17 protein-coding genes are annotated in these 16,907 nt (G+C 73.0%); 4 read left to right on the top strand and 13 right to left on the bottom strand.

The features are described 5' to 3' along the window. Positions 1-168: 168 nt before the first annotated feature. The 4 genes from OO60_RS29405 to OO60_RS29390 form a co-directional block, all read right to left on the bottom strand. Entirely contained in the window at positions 169-1,491 is a 1,323-nt protein-coding gene (locus tag OO60_RS29405; RefSeq protein WP_003084023.1) for an MFS transporter, read from the bottom strand. Between the two features lie 190 nt (positions 1,492-1,681). Further along, positions 1,682-3,001, bottom strand: coding sequence for an MATE family efflux transporter (locus OO60_RS29400; RefSeq protein ID WP_033262545.1), 1,320 nt, complete (start codon positions 2,999-3,001; stop codon positions 1,682-1,684). Positions 3,002-3,014: 13 nt separating this feature from the next. Continuing rightward, the gene (locus OO60_RS29395) at positions 3,015-4,172 is read right to left on the bottom strand and encodes a cytochrome P450 family protein (protein ID WP_003084017.1); all 1,158 of its coding nucleotides are present in this window, start codon (positions 4,170-4,172) and stop codon (positions 3,015-3,017) included. Positions 4,173-4,182: 10 nt separating this feature from the next. After that, positions 4,183-5,172, bottom strand: coding sequence for a DHH family phosphoesterase (locus OO60_RS29390; protein ID WP_003084012.1), 990 nt, complete (start codon positions 5,170-5,172; stop codon positions 4,183-4,185). 25 nt (positions 5,173-5,197) lie between these two features. Between OO60_RS29390 and OO60_RS29385 the strand changes: the two genes are divergently transcribed. Beyond that, the gene (locus OO60_RS29385; RefSeq protein WP_205624172.1) at positions 5,198-6,229 is read left to right on the top strand and encodes a TRM11 family SAM-dependent methyltransferase; all 1,032 of its coding nucleotides are present in this window, start codon (positions 5,198-5,200) and stop codon (positions 6,227-6,229) included. Positions 6,230-6,234: 5 nt separating this feature from the next. Here OO60_RS29385 and OO60_RS29380 read toward each other — a convergent pair whose 3' ends face one another. Further along, on the bottom strand, positions 6,235-7,359 hold the full coding sequence (locus OO60_RS29380) for an SPFH domain-containing protein (RefSeq protein ID WP_240490697.1): 1,125 nt from the start codon (positions 7,357-7,359) through the stop codon (positions 6,235-6,237). Between the two features lie 35 nt (positions 7,360-7,394). Continuing rightward, the gene (locus OO60_RS29375) at positions 7,395-7,622 is read right to left on the bottom strand and encodes a hypothetical protein (RefSeq protein WP_003084005.1); all 228 of its coding nucleotides are present in this window, start codon (positions 7,620-7,622) and stop codon (positions 7,395-7,397) included. Positions 7,623-7,778: 156 nt separating this feature from the next. Between OO60_RS29375 and OO60_RS29370 the strand changes: the two genes are divergently transcribed. Next, on the top strand, positions 7,779-8,318 hold the full coding sequence (locus tag OO60_RS29370; protein WP_003083999.1) for a TetR/AcrR family transcriptional regulator: 540 nt from the start codon (positions 7,779-7,781) through the stop codon (positions 8,316-8,318). Further along, positions 8,315-8,932, top strand: coding sequence for a class I SAM-dependent methyltransferase (locus tag OO60_RS29365; protein WP_003083997.1), 618 nt, complete (start codon positions 8,315-8,317; stop codon positions 8,930-8,932). Before OO60_RS29370 ends, OO60_RS29365 begins: the two co-directional genes overlap by 4 nt. A gap of 152 nt (positions 8,933-9,084) precedes the next feature. Here OO60_RS29365 and OO60_RS29360 read toward each other — a convergent pair whose 3' ends face one another. The 7 genes from OO60_RS29360 to rimP form a co-directional block, all read right to left on the bottom strand. Then, positions 9,085-9,903 carry an alpha/beta hydrolase gene (locus OO60_RS29360; protein ID WP_003083995.1) on the bottom strand — a complete coding sequence of 273 codons (819 nt, stop codon included), beginning with the start codon at positions 9,901-9,903 and terminating at the stop codon, positions 9,085-9,087. A gap of 3 nt (positions 9,904-9,906) precedes the next feature. Beyond that, complete coding sequence (rbfA, locus tag OO60_RS29355; RefSeq protein ID WP_003083993.1) at positions 9,907-10,380, bottom strand: 30S ribosome-binding factor RbfA; 474 nt, start codon at positions 10,378-10,380, stop codon at positions 9,907-9,909. A 20-nt stretch (positions 10,381-10,400) separates the two neighbouring features. Further along, a complete protein-coding gene (locus OO60_RS29350; protein WP_003083991.1) occupies positions 10,401-10,694 on the bottom strand; it encodes a DUF503 domain-containing protein in 294 nt (97 codons plus the stop codon). Between the two features lie 75 nt (positions 10,695-10,769). Beyond that, complete coding sequence (gene infB, locus OO60_RS29345; RefSeq protein ID WP_033262543.1) at positions 10,770-13,763, bottom strand: translation initiation factor IF-2; 2,994 nt, start codon at positions 13,761-13,763, stop codon at positions 10,770-10,772. Positions 13,764-13,841: 78 nt separating this feature from the next. Continuing rightward, the gene (locus tag OO60_RS45520; protein WP_081911274.1) at positions 13,842-14,159 is read right to left on the bottom strand and encodes a YlxR family protein; all 318 of its coding nucleotides are present in this window, start codon (positions 14,157-14,159) and stop codon (positions 13,842-13,844) included. A gap of 77 nt (positions 14,160-14,236) precedes the next feature. Continuing rightward, a complete protein-coding gene (gene nusA / locus OO60_RS29340) occupies positions 14,237-15,283 on the bottom strand; it encodes a transcription termination factor NusA (RefSeq protein ID WP_033262542.1) in 1,047 nt (348 codons plus the stop codon). Further along, the gene (gene rimP / locus OO60_RS29335) at positions 15,280-15,813 is read right to left on the bottom strand and encodes a ribosome maturation factor RimP (protein WP_033262541.1); all 534 of its coding nucleotides are present in this window, start codon (positions 15,811-15,813) and stop codon (positions 15,280-15,282) included. Before rimP ends, nusA begins: the two co-directional genes overlap by 4 nt. Before the next feature lie 120 nt (positions 15,814-15,933). On the opposite strand from rimP, the gene OO60_RS29330 reads away from it, so the two are divergent. Continuing rightward, entirely contained in the window at positions 15,934-16,869 is a 936-nt protein-coding gene (locus OO60_RS29330; protein WP_033262540.1) for a ferritin-like domain-containing protein, read from the top strand. The last annotated feature ends 38 nt before the right edge of the window (positions 16,870-16,907 follow it).

Genomic DNA, 16,907 nt, shown 5'->3' with positions numbered 1-16,907 from the left:
AACCCTACTGGCCGCCGATTGCGGATCGATCAGGCCGCTCGCCTGCCGCCGGGCAGGGGGCGATCGCCTACCCGGGCCCGGATGGCCTTCCTGCGCTCACCTGGCGGGTGCCGGTGGCTCGCGGGCCGTGCCCGCCTGCGAGCGCCGCGGGTGCGCGGTTGTGCCGGATCAGGCGGCGACGATCGGCGTCTCCGGGAGGGCGGCGTCCCAGCGGCGGCGGGTGATGCGGACCGGCAGCTCTTCGCCGCGGGCCTCGGCGAGGAACAGGTGCGTTCGGGTCCGGCGCCACCACACGAGCATCCGGACCGTGCCGAAGGCCAGCACCGCGACCAGCGCCAGCAGCGACAGCCGGAAGCTGCCGCCCGTCCACTGCAGGAGCACGCCGACCGCGAGCGCGGCGATCGTCGTCGCCACGAAGCCGCCGACGTTGACCACGCCGGTCGCCGTGCCGACGCGGCTGAGCGGGTTGTAGTCGCGGGCCAGCGCGAAGCCGATCATCGAGGCCGGGCCGCCGAGCGCGAGGAAGGCGAACGCGGGCACCAGCACCGGCAGCGGCACCTGCCCCGGCCAGCCCAGCAGCACCGCCCAGACCAGCACGGCCCCGCCGATGTAGCCGCCGACCAGCGGCATCCGCAGCGACGGGCGGCGGCCGATCAGGCCACCGAGCAGCGGGCCGCCCGCCATCGAGCCGAAGACGAACACCGTGAGCATCGCGCTCGCGGTGGCCTTCGACTGCCCCTGGCCCTGGACCAGCCACGGGACGCCCCAGAGCAGCGTCAGGGCGTTCGGGGCGAACATCGTGCTGAAGTGGACCCAGAAGCCCAGGCGCGTCCCCGGCGTCCGCCAGGCCTCGGCGACCCGGCCGGCGAGCTCGCGGGGGCGGACGGCTTCGCGGGCGGGCTCGGGGGTGCCCGCCGGGACGTCGCGGACCCGGAGCGTCACGACCACGGTGTAGAGGACGGTGACGGCGCCGACCGCGAGGAAGGTCGGGGTCCAGCCGGCGCTGTCGAGGACGAGGGCCAGCGGGACGGTGGCGGCGAGGTTGCCGATGTAGCCGACGGCGGCGGTGAACGACGTCAGGAGCGCGTACTGGCGGCCCGGGAAGTGGGCGGCGACCAGGCGCAGGACACTGACGAAGGTGAGCGCGTCGCCGAGGCCGAGTACGCCGCGGGCGAGCAGGCCGAGGCCGTAGGAGTGGGCGACGCCGAGCAGGAGCTGGCCGGCGCCGAGGACCAGCACGGCGACGGTGAGGACGCGGCGGGGACCGTAGCGGTCGACCAGGACGCCGGTCGGGATCTGCATCGCGGCGTAGACGCCGACCTGCAGGACGGTGAACGTGCCGAGCGCGGCGGCACCGACGCCGAAGCGTTCGGCGGCCTGCAGCCCGGCGACGCCGAAGGACGTCCGGTGGAAGACGGCGAGGAGGTAGACGGTGACGGCGGCGAGCCAGATCAGCCAGGACCGGGCGGTGGCACGGCCGGTGGCGGGCAAAGGGTCCTCCAGGGTTGGGCGGTTTGGGGCGCAGGACGCCCACGCTGCCGTCCCTACTACTTGTATCGCCTAAGCAACCTCGAACCATAGCCGCGGCCCGGGTGGTTTTGCCCACAGGTAACGGGCATCACCCGTGCTCAGCGGGGTCACACGCGTGATGGGCGGGGCATTACGCGTGATCGAGCGGGCATCACGCCGGGCGGGTGGCGCCGGTCACCGCCCAGTTTCCGGAGCGCCAGCGGGCCAGGACCGCGGCCAGGCGGAGGAGCATGAAGAGGGAGAGGCCGGTCCAGATGCCTGTGAGGCCCCAGCCGAAGCCGAGGGACGCCCAGATCAGCGGGAGGAAGCCGAGGGCCGCGCTGCCGAGGGTCGCGTTGCGGAGGAAGGCCGCGTCGCCCGCGCCGAGCAGGACGCCGTCCAGGGCGAAGACCACCCCCGCGATCGGCTGCAGGGCCACGAAGAACCACCAGGCGTGCGGGATCTCCGCCAGCACGCCCGGGTCGGACGTGAACGCGTGCGGCAGCACCCACGACAACGCCGCGAACAGCACGCACAGGAAGCACCCCAGCAGCAGCCCGTACCCGGTGATCTGCGACGCGACCCCGCGCGCCTGCCGCGCCGAGCCCGCCCCCAGCGCCGCCCCGACCAGCGACTGCGCGGCGATCGCCACCGAGTCCAGCACCAGCGCCAGGAACGTCCACAGCTGCAGCACCACCTGGTGCGCCCCGACCGCCTCGGTCGACGTCCGGGCCGCGACGGCCGCCGCCGAGATGAAGCACGCCTGGAACGCCAGGCTGCGCAGCACCAGGTCGCGGCCCAGGCCGAGCTGGGCGAGCATCACCTTGAAGTCCGGCCGCAGACCCACCTTCTCGCGCACCAGCGCCGCGAAGAACAGCGACGCCGAGATCACCTGCGCGACGACGTTCGCGATCGCCGACCCCTCCAGGCCCAGCCCGGCCCAGTACACGAGCACCGGGCACAGCACGGCCGAGATGCCGTTGCCCGCCAGCACGTACCGCAACGGCTTCGCGGCGTCCTGCACCCCGCGCATCCAGCCGTTGCCGGCCATCGTGACCAGGATCAGCGGCGCCCCGAACAGCGCGATCCGCACCCACGACACGGCGGCCGAGGCGATCTCGTCACTGCCCGACAGCACCCGCGCGATCGGCCAGGCCAGCAGCTGCCCGGCGGCCAGCACGACGAGCCCGACGAACACCGCCAGCCACGTCGCCTGCACGCCTTCGCGGACCGCGTCGGCCCGGCGGCCGGCGCCGTGCAGCCGGGCGGTGCGGGACGTCGTGCCGTACGACAGGAACGTCAGCTGGCTCGACACCTGGGCCAGCACGACGCCGCCGAGCGCGAGCCCGGCCAGCGACAGCGCGTCGAGGTGACCGACCACGGCCGTGTCGACCAGCACGTACAGCGGCTCGGCGGCCAGCACCCCCAGCGCGGGCACGGCCAGCCCCAGCACGCGCTTGGCCGGAACCCGCTCGGTCTCCTCCACATTCACCACGAACCGGACTCTAACCGCCACCACCGACAGTTCCGGACTGCGGGAAGCGTCCGGACAGCCGCACCGGCAAGGCCCGCAGCGACCGGCTCCGGAACGCCGAGCGCCACTCCAGCTCCGCGTACGGCACGGCGAGCGCCATCGCCGGGTACCGCGAGAACAAGGCGCCGAGCCCCACTTCGAGCTCCAGCCGGGCCAGCGGCGCGCCCAGGCAGAAGTGCGGCCCGAACCCGAACCCGACGTGCGGGTTCTCGGCTCGCGAAGGATCGAAGACGTCGGCGTCGGGGAACACCGACGGGTCGCGGTGGGCGGCGGCCACGGCCAGCATCACCGTCTCCCCGGCTGGGATCGTGGTCCCGCCGATTTCCACGTCCTCCCGCGTGAACCGCCGGATCGCCAGCTGCAGCGGCGAGGCGTGCCGGACCATTTCGTCCACAGTGGACGACGTCGGCGCGAGGCCGCGGGACAGCAGCTCGGCCAGGCCGTTGCCGAGCACGTGCACGACGTTCTCGTACCCGGCGAGCAGCAGCAGGAAGGCCGCGCTCAGCATCTCGTCGGCGCTCAGCGAGTCCGCGACGACGCTCAGCAGGTCCTCGCCCGGCGACGCCCGCTTCGCCGCGGCCAGCGACGTCAGGAACGCGTACAACGAGCCCATCGCCGAGCGGGCCCGCCCGGGATCGGCCGGCACCAGGACCGCGTCGGTCCACGAGCGGAACTCCGTGACGTCGGCGGGCGGGACGCCGAGCAGCTCGCAGATCACCCGGATGGGCAGCGGCACGCAGAACTCGGCGAGCAGGTCCTCGCCCGTCACCGCGTCGGCCAGCGAACCCGCGATGTCCTCGACCACCGGCCGCAACGCCGCCACCCGGCGCGGCGTGAACGCGCGGCCCAGGATCCGCCGCAGCCGGGTGTGCTCCGGCGCGTCCAGGTTGAGCAGGTTCCGGTCCAGCGCGGGCGGCAGCGCCAGCCCGCGGTACCCGGTGGCCGAGTGCGCCTTGTCCAGCGACAGCCGCGGGTCGGCGAGGCCGGCGCGGACGTCGTCGTAGCCGGTGACCAGCCAGACCGCCGAGCCGTCGGGCGCCTCGGCGCGGTGCACCGGGCCTTCCGCGCGCAGCCGCGCGTACGCGCACACCGGGTCCTTCAGCAACTCCTCGTCGAAGCGCACCACCACCGCGCCCAGCCTAGAGCAGCGGCGCCCGCTCCAGCGCTTCGCGCAACCCCGCCACGACCTCGTCCGCCGAACCCGCGATGGTGCACCCGGCGGCCTGCCGGTGCCCGCCGCCGCCGAACTCCGCCGCCACCGCCGAGACGTCGATCCCGATGCTGCGCAACGAAATCTGCCACTGATCCGGCTGCGCCGGGTCCTGTTTGAGCACGGCCGCGACCGCCGCCTCGCGCACCGAGCGGACGACGTCGATGACCGACTCGACCTCCTCGCCACGGACCGTGCGCGCGGCTTCGAGGGGCACCACCGCGTGCACGAACCCGCGGCCCTGCGCGGCTTCCGGCTCCAGCCGGGCTTCGCGCAGCACCGACGACAGCATCGGCAGCCAGGTGAACGGCCGCTCGTCGACGATCCGCCGCACGATCACCTCCGGGTCCGCCCCGGCCGCCAGCAGCCGGGCCGCCATCCGGTGCGTCTCCGGGCTCGCCCGGCGGAACCCGCTCGTGTCGGTGACGATCCCCGCGTAGATCCCGCGCGCGATCGGCTCGTCCGGCTCGATCCCCATCGCGTCGAGGATCCGGAACACCAGGACCGCGCTGGCTTCGGCCGTCTCGTCGACGACGTGGCAGGTGCCGTAGAAGGTGTTGGTCGCGTGGTGGTCGATCACCAGCACCGCGCCGGCGAGCTCGACGCGCCCGGCGAGCCGGCCCAGCCGCTTCGGCGTCGGCGTGTCGACGCACACGAGCAGCGCCTCGGTGTCCGGGAGGTCGTCCGGGTGGGTGAGCAGGCCGTCCTCGTCGAGCCACCGCAGCGTCTCCGGTGCTTCGTCCGGCTCGCCGAAGGAGACACGCACCTTCGCCCCGCGCTGCCGCAGGGCCCGGCCGAGGGCGAGCGCGCTGCCCAGCGCGTCCGCGTCCGGCCGCACGTGGCCGAGGATCGTCACGTCGGTTGCCGCCGCGAGCAGGGCGGCCGCGTCCCGGATGTCCTGCGCCGAAGTAGGGGTCACAGTGCGTCACGCTACGCTCTGCGGGATGCCTGAGTACGCGATGCTGGTCTACCCCTCGGCCAACCGGGTCTACGCCGCCTCCGCCCCCGCGCTGCTGCGCGCCGAGCTGGCAGTGTTCGGCGCGGGCCTGGCGGCCGAGCTGTCCGCGATCGAGGAGGTCGAGCTCGGCGGCGTCGGTTACGTCCGCTTCACCAGCTCGGCGCCGCTGGCCGAAGGCGACCTCGCGCTGCTGTCGAACCTCTCGTCGCTGTACGCGCTGTTCGAGCTGGGTGACGGCGTCCTCCGTCCGGTGCGGGTGACACCGCTGGCGAAGGCCGATTCGGACCTGCTGACCATCCAGAAGTACGCGGGCAAGACGAACGAGCTGTTCACCAAGCTGCTGGTGAACGTCACGCTGCTGGCGACCGCGGATCCGTTCTCCGGCAAGGTGAAGTACCTGCTCGACCCGCTGTGCGGCCGCGGCACCACGCTGAACCAGGCGATGATGTACGGCCTGCACGCGACCGGCCTGGACGTCGACGCCAAGGACTTCGAGGCGTACGAGGCCTTCATCAAGACGTGGCTGCGGAACAAGCGCGTGAAGCACACCGCCGAGTCCGGGCAGCTGCGGCGCAACAAGGTCCGGCTCGGGCGGCGGCTCGACATCGAGTACGCGCTGGACAAGGAAGCGTACAAAGCGGGCGACACGCGCAAGCTCACCTACTTCAACGCCGACACGCTGACCACCGACGAGGTGCTGCGGGCGAACTCGTTCGACGTGATCGTCACCGACGCGCCGTACGGCGTCCAGCACGGCAGCCACCGCGAAGCGGGTCTGCAGCGCAGCCCGCGCGACCTGCTCGCGGCGGCCGTTCCGGTGTGGACGCGGGTGCTGCGGCCCGGCGGGGCGCTCGGCATCTCGTGGAACACGACCGTGCTGCCGCGGGAAGAGCTCGTCGAGGTGCTCCGGAAGGCCGGGCTGGACGTCCGCGAAGGCGGCCCGTGGGACGAGTTCGCCCACCGCGTCGACCAGGCCATCCTGCGTGACCTGGTCGTCGCGGTGAAACCCGCGTCCTGAAGGAGCTACTGCGTGAGTTCCGCCGGGGCCTGACCGTTCTCCGCCGGCGCGCCGGCCGGGGCGGGCGGCGTGCTCAGGCCGCGCTTCACCGAGTCCAGGATGGACAGTCCCTGGCCGACGAGCCCGGCAGCCATCTCGCCGAGGCCGTCGGCGCCGTTGAGGATGTTGACGTTCGCCCCCGACAGGCCCCGCCCGGCTTCCTTGACGATCTGCGGCAGCTGGTCGATGAGCATCCGGTCGAGCGCGACCCGGTTGTTCGACGCGGCCGCCTCCGCCTGCACGCGCATCTTCTCCGCCTCGGCGAGCGCCAGGATGCGGATCCGCTCGGCCTCGGCGTCGGCCGGCTTGATGACCTCGGCGACGAGCTGCTGCTGCCGCAGCTCGGCTTCGCGCTGGGCCAGTTCGGTGCGCGCGTCGATGACCTCCTGCTGCGCCTTCGCCTGCGCGAGCGGGCCGGCCTGGGCGGCCTGCGCCTGCGCCGCTTCGACCTCGGCGCGGTACTGCGCCTGGACGATCGACGTCTGCCGGGCGTACTCGGCCTGCGTCCGCTGGGACTTCTGCTCGGCTTCGGCCGCGGTCTGGTTCGCCACGGCCTGGGCGATCTGGGCGTCCCGCTGGATGGCGGCGTTGTGCGGCGCGGCCATCGCGGCGATGTAGCCGAGCTTCATGTCGTCGATCGACTGGATCTGCAGCGCGTCGACGGTGAGGCCGATCTTCGCCATCTCCACCGCCGAGCCGTCGAGCACCTCGGTGGCGAGCTTCTGCCGCTCGGTGATGATCTCCTCGACGGTCATCGAGCCGATGATGGACCGCAGGTGGCCGGCGAAGATCCGGCCGGTCAGCACGGACATCTGGTCCTGGTCGGAGAGGAACCGCTGGCCGGCGTTGACGATGCTCTCGGTGTCGTTGCCGACCTTGAACGCGATCACCGCCCGGACCGTCAGGGCGATGGCCTGCTTCGTCACGCACACTTCGGTCACTTCCGCCTCGCACATCGCGAGCGTGAGGAACCGGACCTTCCGGAAAACGGGCATGACGAACGCACCGTGGCCGGTGACGACCCGGAACGGCGACGCGCCCTTGCTGCTCTTGCCCCCGGAGATCAGCATCGCCTCGTTGGGAGCAGGCACGCGATAACCGAACATCGACTGTCCTTCTGCGAACACTAGGAAGCAGGATCCGAGGCGTCCCACGCCACGACGTCGACCGTGCGCCGGCCCCGGGTTTCCACGACCAGGACGGTCGTGCCCTTCGGCAGCTCCGTGTCGGACCAGGCAAGGAAGGTTTCCAGGCCGCCCCTGATCCTGATCAGCACCTCCCCGGGGCCCCGCTGCCCGCGGGTGCCGACCAGGAGGACTCCGGTGCGGCCCGACGGGGAGAGATCGGAGTGCATGGTTTGCCGACCTCCCTCGGTGGCCGCCTCGGTGCGGGTTCACCCCCGCTGGGTCCCATTGTGCTCCCGGCGGACGCCCGAAGCGGGCACTGTGAGGTTCCGATCAGGAGGCAACCGGGCGGGCCGCCCAGGCGTACGCGGCTATACTCGCGGACCGTGACCGTCGAGCAACGCCCCCTGCGCGCGGACGCCCGCCGCAACCGGGAAGCCCTGGTCGCGGCGGCGCGGGAAGTGTTCCGCGCCAAAGGTGTCGACGCCCCGCTCGACGAGATCGCCCGCCGCGCCGAGGTCGCGATCGGCACCCTCTACAACCGGTTCCCGACCCGGGCGGACCTCGTCGAAGCCGCGTTCCTGCCGACGCTGCAGGAAGCCGAGGCCGTGCTGGAGGAAGCCCTCGCGTGCGCGGACCCGTGGGCCGGTTTCGTCCTGTTCGTCGAGCGTTCGGTGCTGATGCAGGTGTCCGACCGCGGCTTCACCGAGGTGTGCTCCCGGACGTTCGACCCGGCGTCGGGGCTGGAGAAAGCCAAGCAGGCCAACGCTTCCCGGATGCAGGGGATCGTCTCGCGCGCCCAGGACGCGGGGGTGTTGCGGCCGGACTTCCGGCTCGTGGACTTCGCGGTGGTGTTCGCGGCGGCTTCGGCGGCGCAGGACTGGCGGCACGGGCTCGCCCTGGTGCTCGACGGCCTGCGCCCGTGAGCTGGCTCGCCGACACCCGCACGTCGTACGACACGGTGGCTTCGAGTTACGCCGAGTTCGTGGCCGGCGTGCTCGAGAAGCAGCCGTACATGCGGGCGGCGCTGGCGTTGTTCGCCGCGGAGGCCGGCGGCCCGGCGGTGGACGTCGGCTGCGGGCCCGGGCACTTCACCGCCCACCTGGCGTCCCTCGGGCTGGCGGTGTCCGGCATCGACCTGTCCCCGGGCATGGTGGACCTGGCCCGGCGCAGCCACCCGGAGCTGCGGTTCGACGTGGGGTCGATGACGGACCTCCCGCTCGCGGACGCGTCCGTGGCGGGGGTGCTGGCGTTCTGGTCGCTGATCCACGTCCCGGACGAGGCGGTCCCGGTGGCGCTGGGGCACTTCCACCGCGTGCTGCGGCCGGGCGGCCTGCTGGTCATCGGCTACCACGTCGGCGTGGGAACGCGGGTGAAGACGTCGGGCTACGGCGGGCACCCGATGCAGGTCAACGTGCACCTGCGGCAGCCGTGGTGGCTGGCGCGGCGGGTGCGCGAGGCCGGGTTCACGGTCGAAGCGGAGTGGGCGCTGAACCCGGACGCGGAAGTCTCGCAGGCGATCCTGTTCGCCCGCAGCTAGTACGGTGACCAAATACGTTCGCCGGGTCGTGCTGGTCTGCCGCGGCCGGTCGTGAGTGGTAAGGCGGGTTAGAACCCGCCTTACCACTCACGACCCTGACCGGTGAACCTTCGTGGCCGCCGCGTCGGTCCAGACGGCTTTGGCCACCTCGGTCATGCCAGGCGCTCCCCCACGAACTTCACGATCTCCGGCAGTACGCCCCGCCAGTATTCGTCATCGTGGCCGCCCGGCGAAAACCGGGACACCGCGGGCGAAACCGCCTTCACCAGCCGGCGGTCCGCACCCAGGAACGGATCCGACTCGCCGCACCACACGCCCAACCCGCCGGGGCGCAGCTCGGCCGTGTGCAGCAAGGGTTCGGAGTCCCGCCAGTTCGCTTCGTCCGCGAACACCTTGCGGCTGCGGGCGTCCGGCCAGCTGACGAACAGCGCCGCGCTCGCCGTGGCGACCGCCTTCAGGTCCGGGTGGGCGCGGGCGAGCCGCAAGGCGCCGAAGCCGCCCATCGAAATGCCGAACACCGCCGAGGGCGGGCGCAGGTCGCGCCCGGCCAGCCAGGCGGGGACTTCGTCGGTGAGCATGCGCTGCGGGTCGTCGCCGGCCTTCGTCTCGACCCAGTAGTGGTCGCCGTCGACCGCGGCGACGGCGAACGGCGGCGTGCCCGCGCGGACCGCCGCGGTCAGCACGTCCGGCACGCCCAGCTGGAGGAACGTCCGGGCCCGGGCGCCGCGGCCGTGCAGGGCCAGGCACACCGGCAGCCCCGCGGCCGGGACCCCGGACGGCGTGATCAGGACCAGGTCGACGTCGGTGCCGCGGGCGGCCGAGGGCATCCGCTGGACCGTCACCGGGTCGGACGGCGCCGACGGCCGGGACGGGGCCGGCACCGGCGGCGGGCCGGGCGGGGGTTCGGCGGGCGAGCAGCCCGCCAGCAGCGCGAGTGCGCTGCCGGCGAGCAGACCGCGGCGGGAGAGCACGGGTCAGCCCCGGCTCTCCTCCTCCGCGAACTCGTCGTCTTCGGCTTCACGCGGGGCCTTGTACGGGTCGGCTTCGCCCGCGTGCTGGGCACCGGTGGCGCGCCGCGCGACCTCCGCGTCGGCCTCGCGGGCCTTGGCGAGGAGGTCTTCGATCCGCTTCGACTCCTCGGGGATGGTGTCCGCGACGAACGTCAGCGTCGGCGTGTAGCGGACCCCGGTGCCCTGCCCGACCTTCGTGCGCAGCACGCCGCGCGCCGATTCGAGCGCGGCCGCCGCACCGGCGAAGTCCGGGACGGAGTCCAGCTTCTCGCCGAGGACCGTGTAGTACACCGTCGCGTCGTGCAGGTCGCCGGTGACCTTCGTGTCCGTGATGGTCACGTAGTCCAGCCGGGGGTCCTTGACCTCGTGCTCGATCGCCGACGCGACGATCTGCGAGATCCGCTTGGCGAGCTTGCGAGCCCGAGCAGGATCGGCCATGTCGTTCTCCTAGAAAAGTGCTAATCGTCCGGACCGAGCAGCCGGCGGCGCGCGGAAAGCAGTTCGAACTCCGGCCGGCTCGCCACGTACCGCTCACACGAGTCGAGCACGTCCCGGACGTGCTCGCCACCTTCGGCGACCACGGCCACCCCGATGAGGGTCCGGCGGTGCAGGTCGGTGTGCCCGGCTTCGGCCACCGACACGGCGAAGCGCTTGCGCACCTCGGCCAGCACCGGACGGACCACGGATCGCTTCTGCTTCAGCGAATGGACGTCGCCGAGCAGGATGTCGAGCTCGAGAGCTCCGACGAACATAGGCAGTTTTGATGGTGTCGTAGGGATGGGAACCCCGGGTGCGCGGCGGAAGCCGCACACCCGGGGACACAGGCATTACGCCCGCGGCTTTTCGCGCTGCTCGTACGTCTCGATCACGTCGTCGACCTTGATGTCGCCGTACGAACCGAGCGTCAGACCGCACTCGTAGCCCTCGCGGACCTCGACCACGTCGTCCTTGAACCGCCGCAGCGAGCTGATCGGCAGGTTCTCCGCCACGACGGTGCCGTCGCGGAGCAGGCGGGCCTTGGCGTTGCGCCGGATCTCGCCGGACATGACCAGGCAACCCGCGATCGTGCCGATCTTGGAGGACTTGAAGACCTCGCGGACCTCCGCGCGGCCCAGCTCGACCTCTTCGTACTCCGGCTTGAGCATGCCCTTGAGGGCCTGCTCGATCTCGTCGATCGCCTGGTAGATGACCGTGTAGTACCGGACGTCGACGCCTTCGCGGGTGGCCCGCTCAGTCGCCTTGCCCTGGGCGCGGACGTTGAACCCGAGGACGATCGCGTCGGACGCGGTCGCCAGGTCGATGTCCGACTCGGTCACGCCACCGACACCGCGGTGGACCACGTTCAGCTCGACCTCGTCACCGACGTCCAGCTGGAGCAGCGAGGCTTCGAGGGCCTCGACCGTACCCGAGTTGTCACCCTTGATGATCAGGTTGAGGCTGTTCGTCTCCTTCAAGGCGGAGTCGAGGTCCTCGAGGCTGACCCGCTTGCGGCGCGACGCGTTGAGCGCGTTGCGCGTGCGAGCCGACCGGCGCTCGGCGATCTGCCGGGCGACGCGGTCCTCGTCGACCACCAGGAAGGTGTCGCCCGCACCCGGCACCGAGGTGAACCCGATGACCTGGACGGGACGCGACGGCAGCGCCTCGGTCACGTCGACGTTGTGCTCGTCGACCATCCGGCGGACGCGGCCGTAGGCGTCACCCGCCACGACCGAGTCACCGACGCGCAGCGTGCCGCGCTGGACCAGGACGGTGGCCACCGGGCCGCGGCCGCGGTCGAGGTGCGCCTCGATCGCGACACCCTGGGCCTCCATGTCCGGGTTGGCCCGGAGGTCCAGAGCGGCGTCGGCGGTCAGCAGGATCGCCTCGAGCAGGCCGTCGATGTTGATGTTCTGCCGCGCGGAGATCTCGACGAACATCGTGTCGCCGCCGTACTCCTCGGCGACCAGGCCGTACTCGGTCAGCTGCTGCCGGATCTTGTCCGGGTTCGCGCCTTCCTTGTCGATCTTGTTGATCGCGACCACGATCGGGGCCTTGGCGGCCTGCGCGTGGTTGATCGCCTCGACCGTCTGCGGCATCACACCGTCATCGGCCGCCACCACGATCACCGCGATGTCGGTCGAGTTCGCACCACGGGCACGCATGGCGGTGAACGCCTCGTGACCCGGGGTGTCGATGAAGGTGATCAGCCGCGGGTTGCCGTCGAGCTCGGTCTCGATCTGGTACGCACCGATGTGCTGCGTGATGCCGCCGGCCTCGCTCTCGCGGACCTTCGTCTTCCGGATCGTGTCGAGCAGTCGGGTCTTACCGTGGTCGACGTGACCCATGATGGTCACGACGGGCGGCCGGACCTGCAGGTCCTCTTCCTCGCCGGAGTCTTCGCCATACGTGATGTCGAAGGTCTCCAGCAGCTCGCGGTCCTCCTCCTCGGGGCTGACGACCTGAACGTTGTAGTTCATTTCGCCGCCGAGCAGCTCGAGGATGTCGTCCGACACGGACTGCGTCGCGGTGACCATCTCGCCGAGGTGGAAGAGCACCTGCACCAGCGAAGCCGGGTTGGCGTCGATCTTCTCGGCGAAGTCGGTCAGCGAGGCACCGCGCGGCAGCCGGATCGTCTCGCCCTGGCCCTTGGGCAGGCGGACGCCGCCGACGCTGGGCGCCTGCATGTTGTCCATGTACTCCTGGCGCTTCTGCCGCTTCGACTTGCGGCCCTTGCGCGAGGGACCACCGGGGCGCCCGAAGGCACCCGCGGTACCGCCACGGCCACCGGGGCCGCCACGACCGCCGCCGCCACCGCGGAAGCCGCCGCCGCCGGCCGGGGCGCCGCCCCCACCGGGACCGCCGCCACCCGGGCGGAAGCCGCCGCCACCGCCGCCGCCACCGGGGCCACCGCGGAAGCCACCGCCGCCGCCACCGCCACCGGGACCGCCGCGGAAACCGCCGCCGCCACCGGGACGACCGCCGCCACCGGGGCCACCGCGGGCGCCGCCGCCGGGGCCACCGCGGGCGCCGCCACCGGGACCGGCGGGACGCTGCGTGCGGCCCGGCATCATGCCGGGGTTCGGCCGCGGGGGCATGTTGCCCGGGCTCGGCCGGTTGCCACCGGCGCCACCACCCGGCCGCGGGGCCGGACGGTCACCGCCGGCGCCACCGCCGGGACGCGGGGGCCGGTTGTCGCCGCCCTGGCCGCCGCCGGGGCGCGGAGCCTGCGGACGCGGGGCCGGAGCGCCGGAACCGACGCCGAACGGGTTGTTGCCGACGCGCGGGGTGCGCGGGCCGGGCTTGGGACCGCCGGGCTTGGGGCCCTGCGGCTTCGGCGGGACGACCGAGCCGGTGCCGCCCTGGGCGGGCGCGGCCGGGGTGTCCTGCTTGGGCGCGGCAGGAGCTTCGGCCTTCGCGGCCGGGACCTGCTGCTGGGGTGCGGGCGTGGCCGGGCGCGGGCCGGGCCGCGGACCGGGGCGCTGCCCCGGGGTGGCCGGCTTCGACGCGGCGGGCGCCTGCTGCTGGGGTGCGGCCGGCGCCGACTGGACCGACGGGGCCGGAGCCGCCTGGGCCGCCGGAGCCTGCTGGGCAGGCGCGGGAGGCTTCGGAGCGGCGGGCCCGGGCTTGGCGGCCGGCGGACCGGGACGCGCCGACGGACCGGGCGTGGGCTTCTTGGCGCCCTTGGGCGCATACGCGTCGCGGAGACGGCGGGCGACGGGCGCCTCGACCGTGGACGACGCGGACTTGACGAACTCGCCCTGTTCCTTCAACTTCGCGAGCACGTCCTTGCTGGTGATGCCGAGCTCCTTCGCGAGCTCGTGTACGCGGGCCTTGCCTGGCACAACTCTCCTCATCTAGGGGAGGCCAGGCGGAGAACCCGCTGACCTCGTCCTTATTGTCTGACGCTCATGGCTTCAGCTTCACGGCTGACTCATGACGGGTCGACCTGCTTCCTTGCTTCCTCGCGCCCCCGGGGACGTCCCGGGGTCGTGGTGCGGGGTGGTGCGCCCGACGTGCTCGCGGACCTCGCGGGCGTCGAGCGCTCCCGGAGCCCGCAGGGCCCTCGGGAAGGCTCGCCGCCGTTCGGCCTTGGCCAGGCAGTCCGGGTCGGGGTGCAGCCAAGCCCCCCGGCCCGGCAGCCGCCGACGCTCGTCGACGACCACCCGCCCGGCCACCGCGACCACGCGCAGCAGCTCACCGATCAATGCCCGCCGCTTGCAGCCGACACAAGTCCGCACCGGGGAATTCCGGTGGGGCTGGTGCTCGGCTACCCGCCGCGGGCTTCGAACCACTCCTGAGTCTAGCGCTTCGACCTTCACTCAGCCGAACCGGTTGTCGCGGCGGGCCGCGGCGGACGGGCGTGGTCTTGATCACCCTCGTCGTCCGCCGGTGCGGCGTCGCTGCGGATGTCGATCCGCCAGCCGGTCAGGCGGGCGGCGAGGCGGGCGTTCTGGCCCTCCTTGCCGATCGCCAGCGACAGCTGGAAGTCCGGCACCACGACGCGGGCGGTCTTCGCCCGCTCGTCCACGACTCGTACCGAAACAACCTTCGCGGGCGACAGCGCATTCCCGACGAAGCGGGCCGGATCCTCGGAGTAGTCGATGATGTCGATCTTCTCGCCGGCCAGCTCGCTCATCACGTTGCGCACGCGCGCGCCGACCGGGCCGATGCAGGCGCCCTTGGCGTTGACGCCGGCCACGGTGGACTTGACCGCGATCTTCGTGCGGTGCCCGGGTTCGCGCGCGACGGCGGCGATCTCGACCGTCCCGTCGGCGATCTCCGGCACCTCGAGCGCGAACAGCTTGCGCACCAGGTTCGGGTGCGAGCGCGAGAGCGTGATCTGCGGGCCGCGGTTGCCGCGCGAGACCGTGACGACGTACGCCTTGATCCGGCTGCCGTGCTCGTAGGACTCCCCGGCCACCTGCTCGGCGGACGGCAGCACGCCCTCGGTGTCACCCACCTGGACCACGACCATGCCGCGCGCGTTCGCGCGGGCGTCGCGCTGGATGACGCCGGCGACGATCTCGCCCTCCTTGGTGGAGAACTCGCCGAAGGTCTTCTCGTGCTCGGCGTCGCGCAGCCGCTGGAGGATGACCTGGCGCGCGGTGGTGGCGGCGATCCGGCCGAAGCCCTCGGGGGTGTCGTCCCACTCCTCGTCGACCTGGCCGTCGTGGGTCAGCGTGTGCGCGAGCACGCGCACCAGGCCCGTCTTGCGGTCGATGTCGATGCGGGCGTGCGGCTGGTGGCCCTCGGTGTGCTTGTACGCGGTGAGCAAGGCCGTCTCGATGGCCTCGATCACCGTTTCGAAGGGGATGTCCTTGTCCCGTTCGATCGCCCGCAGCGCGGCGATGTCGACGTTCACTTCGACCCCTTCTCCGTCTCGGCGGCGTTCGTGCCGGACGCGTCGTCTTCGAGCAGTTTCAGGTCCTCGGCGGGCGGCTGCTTGAACTCGATCTCCACGACCGCCTTCGCCACGTCGGCGTAGCGGACGTCGCGGATCTTGCCGCCTTCGAGGACGCGGGCGGCGTGCTCGCCCGCGTGGCCGACCCGGCCGATGAAGGCCGCGCCGTCGGCCGGGGTGACCTTGACCAACCGGAACCGCGCGCGCCGCCAGTGCCGGGCCTGGGTCAGCGGGCGGTCGAGCCCCGGCGAGGTGACCTCCAGCGTGTAGGCGCTCGCCAGCACGTGGTCGTTCTCGTCGAGCGCCGCCGAAACCTTGCGGCTGACCTCGGCGACCTCGTCCAGCCCGACCCCGTCGTCGGCGTCGACGACGACCTTGACCAGCTGCCGCCGGCCGGCCTGCTGCACCTCGAACGAATCGAGGTCGAAACCCGCGGCGGTGACGGCTTCGGCCACTATCGGCTGAAGCCGGCTGGCGAGTTCTCCTGGCACGTGGGGCTCTCCTTGGTTCGGGCTGGGTTGCGCGGGTCGGTGGTGGACCAGCTTATCCGGTCGCCCGCTGAGCCCGCGCGAGCGGCGGGGCCGCCCCGGGGCCTGGCAGGATGGGGCGGCGTGACCGGAAGACCGACCGAGCTGACCCGCCGGACCGCCCTCCGCGCGGGGGCGCTGGCCGCACTGGCCGTTCCCCTCGCCGCCTGCGGGCCCGGCTACGACGAAAGCCCCGACCCGCTGCAGCCGCTGCTGGCTGCCGCCCGTGCCGACGCCGACGCCGCACGGGCGCTGGCCAAGGGCGCGGACGCCGACGCCGCCGGCCAGCTCGCCGACGCGCGCGCGGCGCACGCGGCCGCCCTCAAGTCCGAAGTGGACCGGCTGAACCGGCCCACGCCGTCGCCGTCACCGGCGCCGCCGGCCCCCGCGGCGCTGGGCGACCTGAAGGACCGGCTGGCGGCCGCGCGCAAGCAGGCCGAAGACCTGGTGCCCGGGCTGCCGCGCTACCGCGCCGGGCTGGTCGCCGCGGTGGCGGCGGGCTGCGCGGCCCTGCAGCGCACCGCCCCGGCGCTGGGCCCCGGCGAGGACGCCCCGAAGCCGCCCGCCGCGGCCTCCGGTGCGGTGCCACCGGAAGCGGTGGACCCGCTGCAGGGCGCGCTGGCCGCCGAGCACGCGGCGGTCTGGGTGTACGGGCTGGTCAGCGCCTTCCTCCCGGGCGAATTCGGCGACGCCGAGAAGAGCGGCGCGGCGGAGCACGCCCTCCGCCGTGACCTGCTGCAGACGATGCTCTCGGCGGCCGGGGCGACCCCGGTCGCGCCGGAGGCGGCGTACGTGCCGAAGAACCCGGTGACGGACGCGAAGTCGGCGTCGCAGGTGGTCGCGACGGCCGAGGCGGACTGCGCGTCGGCCTGGCTGGCGGTCGTCAACCACACCGACGACGCGGGCCTGCGCACGACGGCCCTGCACGCCCTGGTCGCGGCCGCCCGCCGCGGCACCCCCTGGCGTTCCGAAGCGGGCGAGAAGCCGGCCGCGATCGCGATGCCCGGCCAGACCACCTGACCCACCGGTCGTGAGTGGTAAGGCGAGTTCTAACTCGC

This window comes from Amycolatopsis vancoresmycina (assembly GCF_000716785.1).
Classification (GTDB): domain Bacteria; phylum Actinomycetota; class Actinomycetes; order Mycobacteriales; family Pseudonocardiaceae; genus Amycolatopsis; species Amycolatopsis vancoresmycina.
Note: the sequence above shows the minus strand (reverse complement) of the source record. Positions and strands in the feature narration are given on the sequence as shown.

Coding starts and splice junctions, on each gene's coding strand:
- OO60_RS29350 (WP_003083991.1), bottom strand. CDS start 10,694: ATGTTCGTCGGAGCTCTCGAGCTCGACATCCTGCTCGGCGACGTCCAT.
- rbfA (WP_003083993.1), bottom strand. CDS start 10,380: ATGGCCGATCCTGCTCGGGCTCGCAAGCTCGCCAAGCGGATCTCGCAG.
- OO60_RS29385 (WP_205624172.1), top strand. CDS start 5,198: ATGCCTGAGTACGCGATGCTGGTCTACCCCTCGGCCAACCGGGTCTAC.
- OO60_RS29375 (WP_003084005.1), bottom strand. CDS start 7,622: ATGCACTCCGATCTCTCCCCGTCGGGCCGCACCGGAGTCCTCCTGGTC.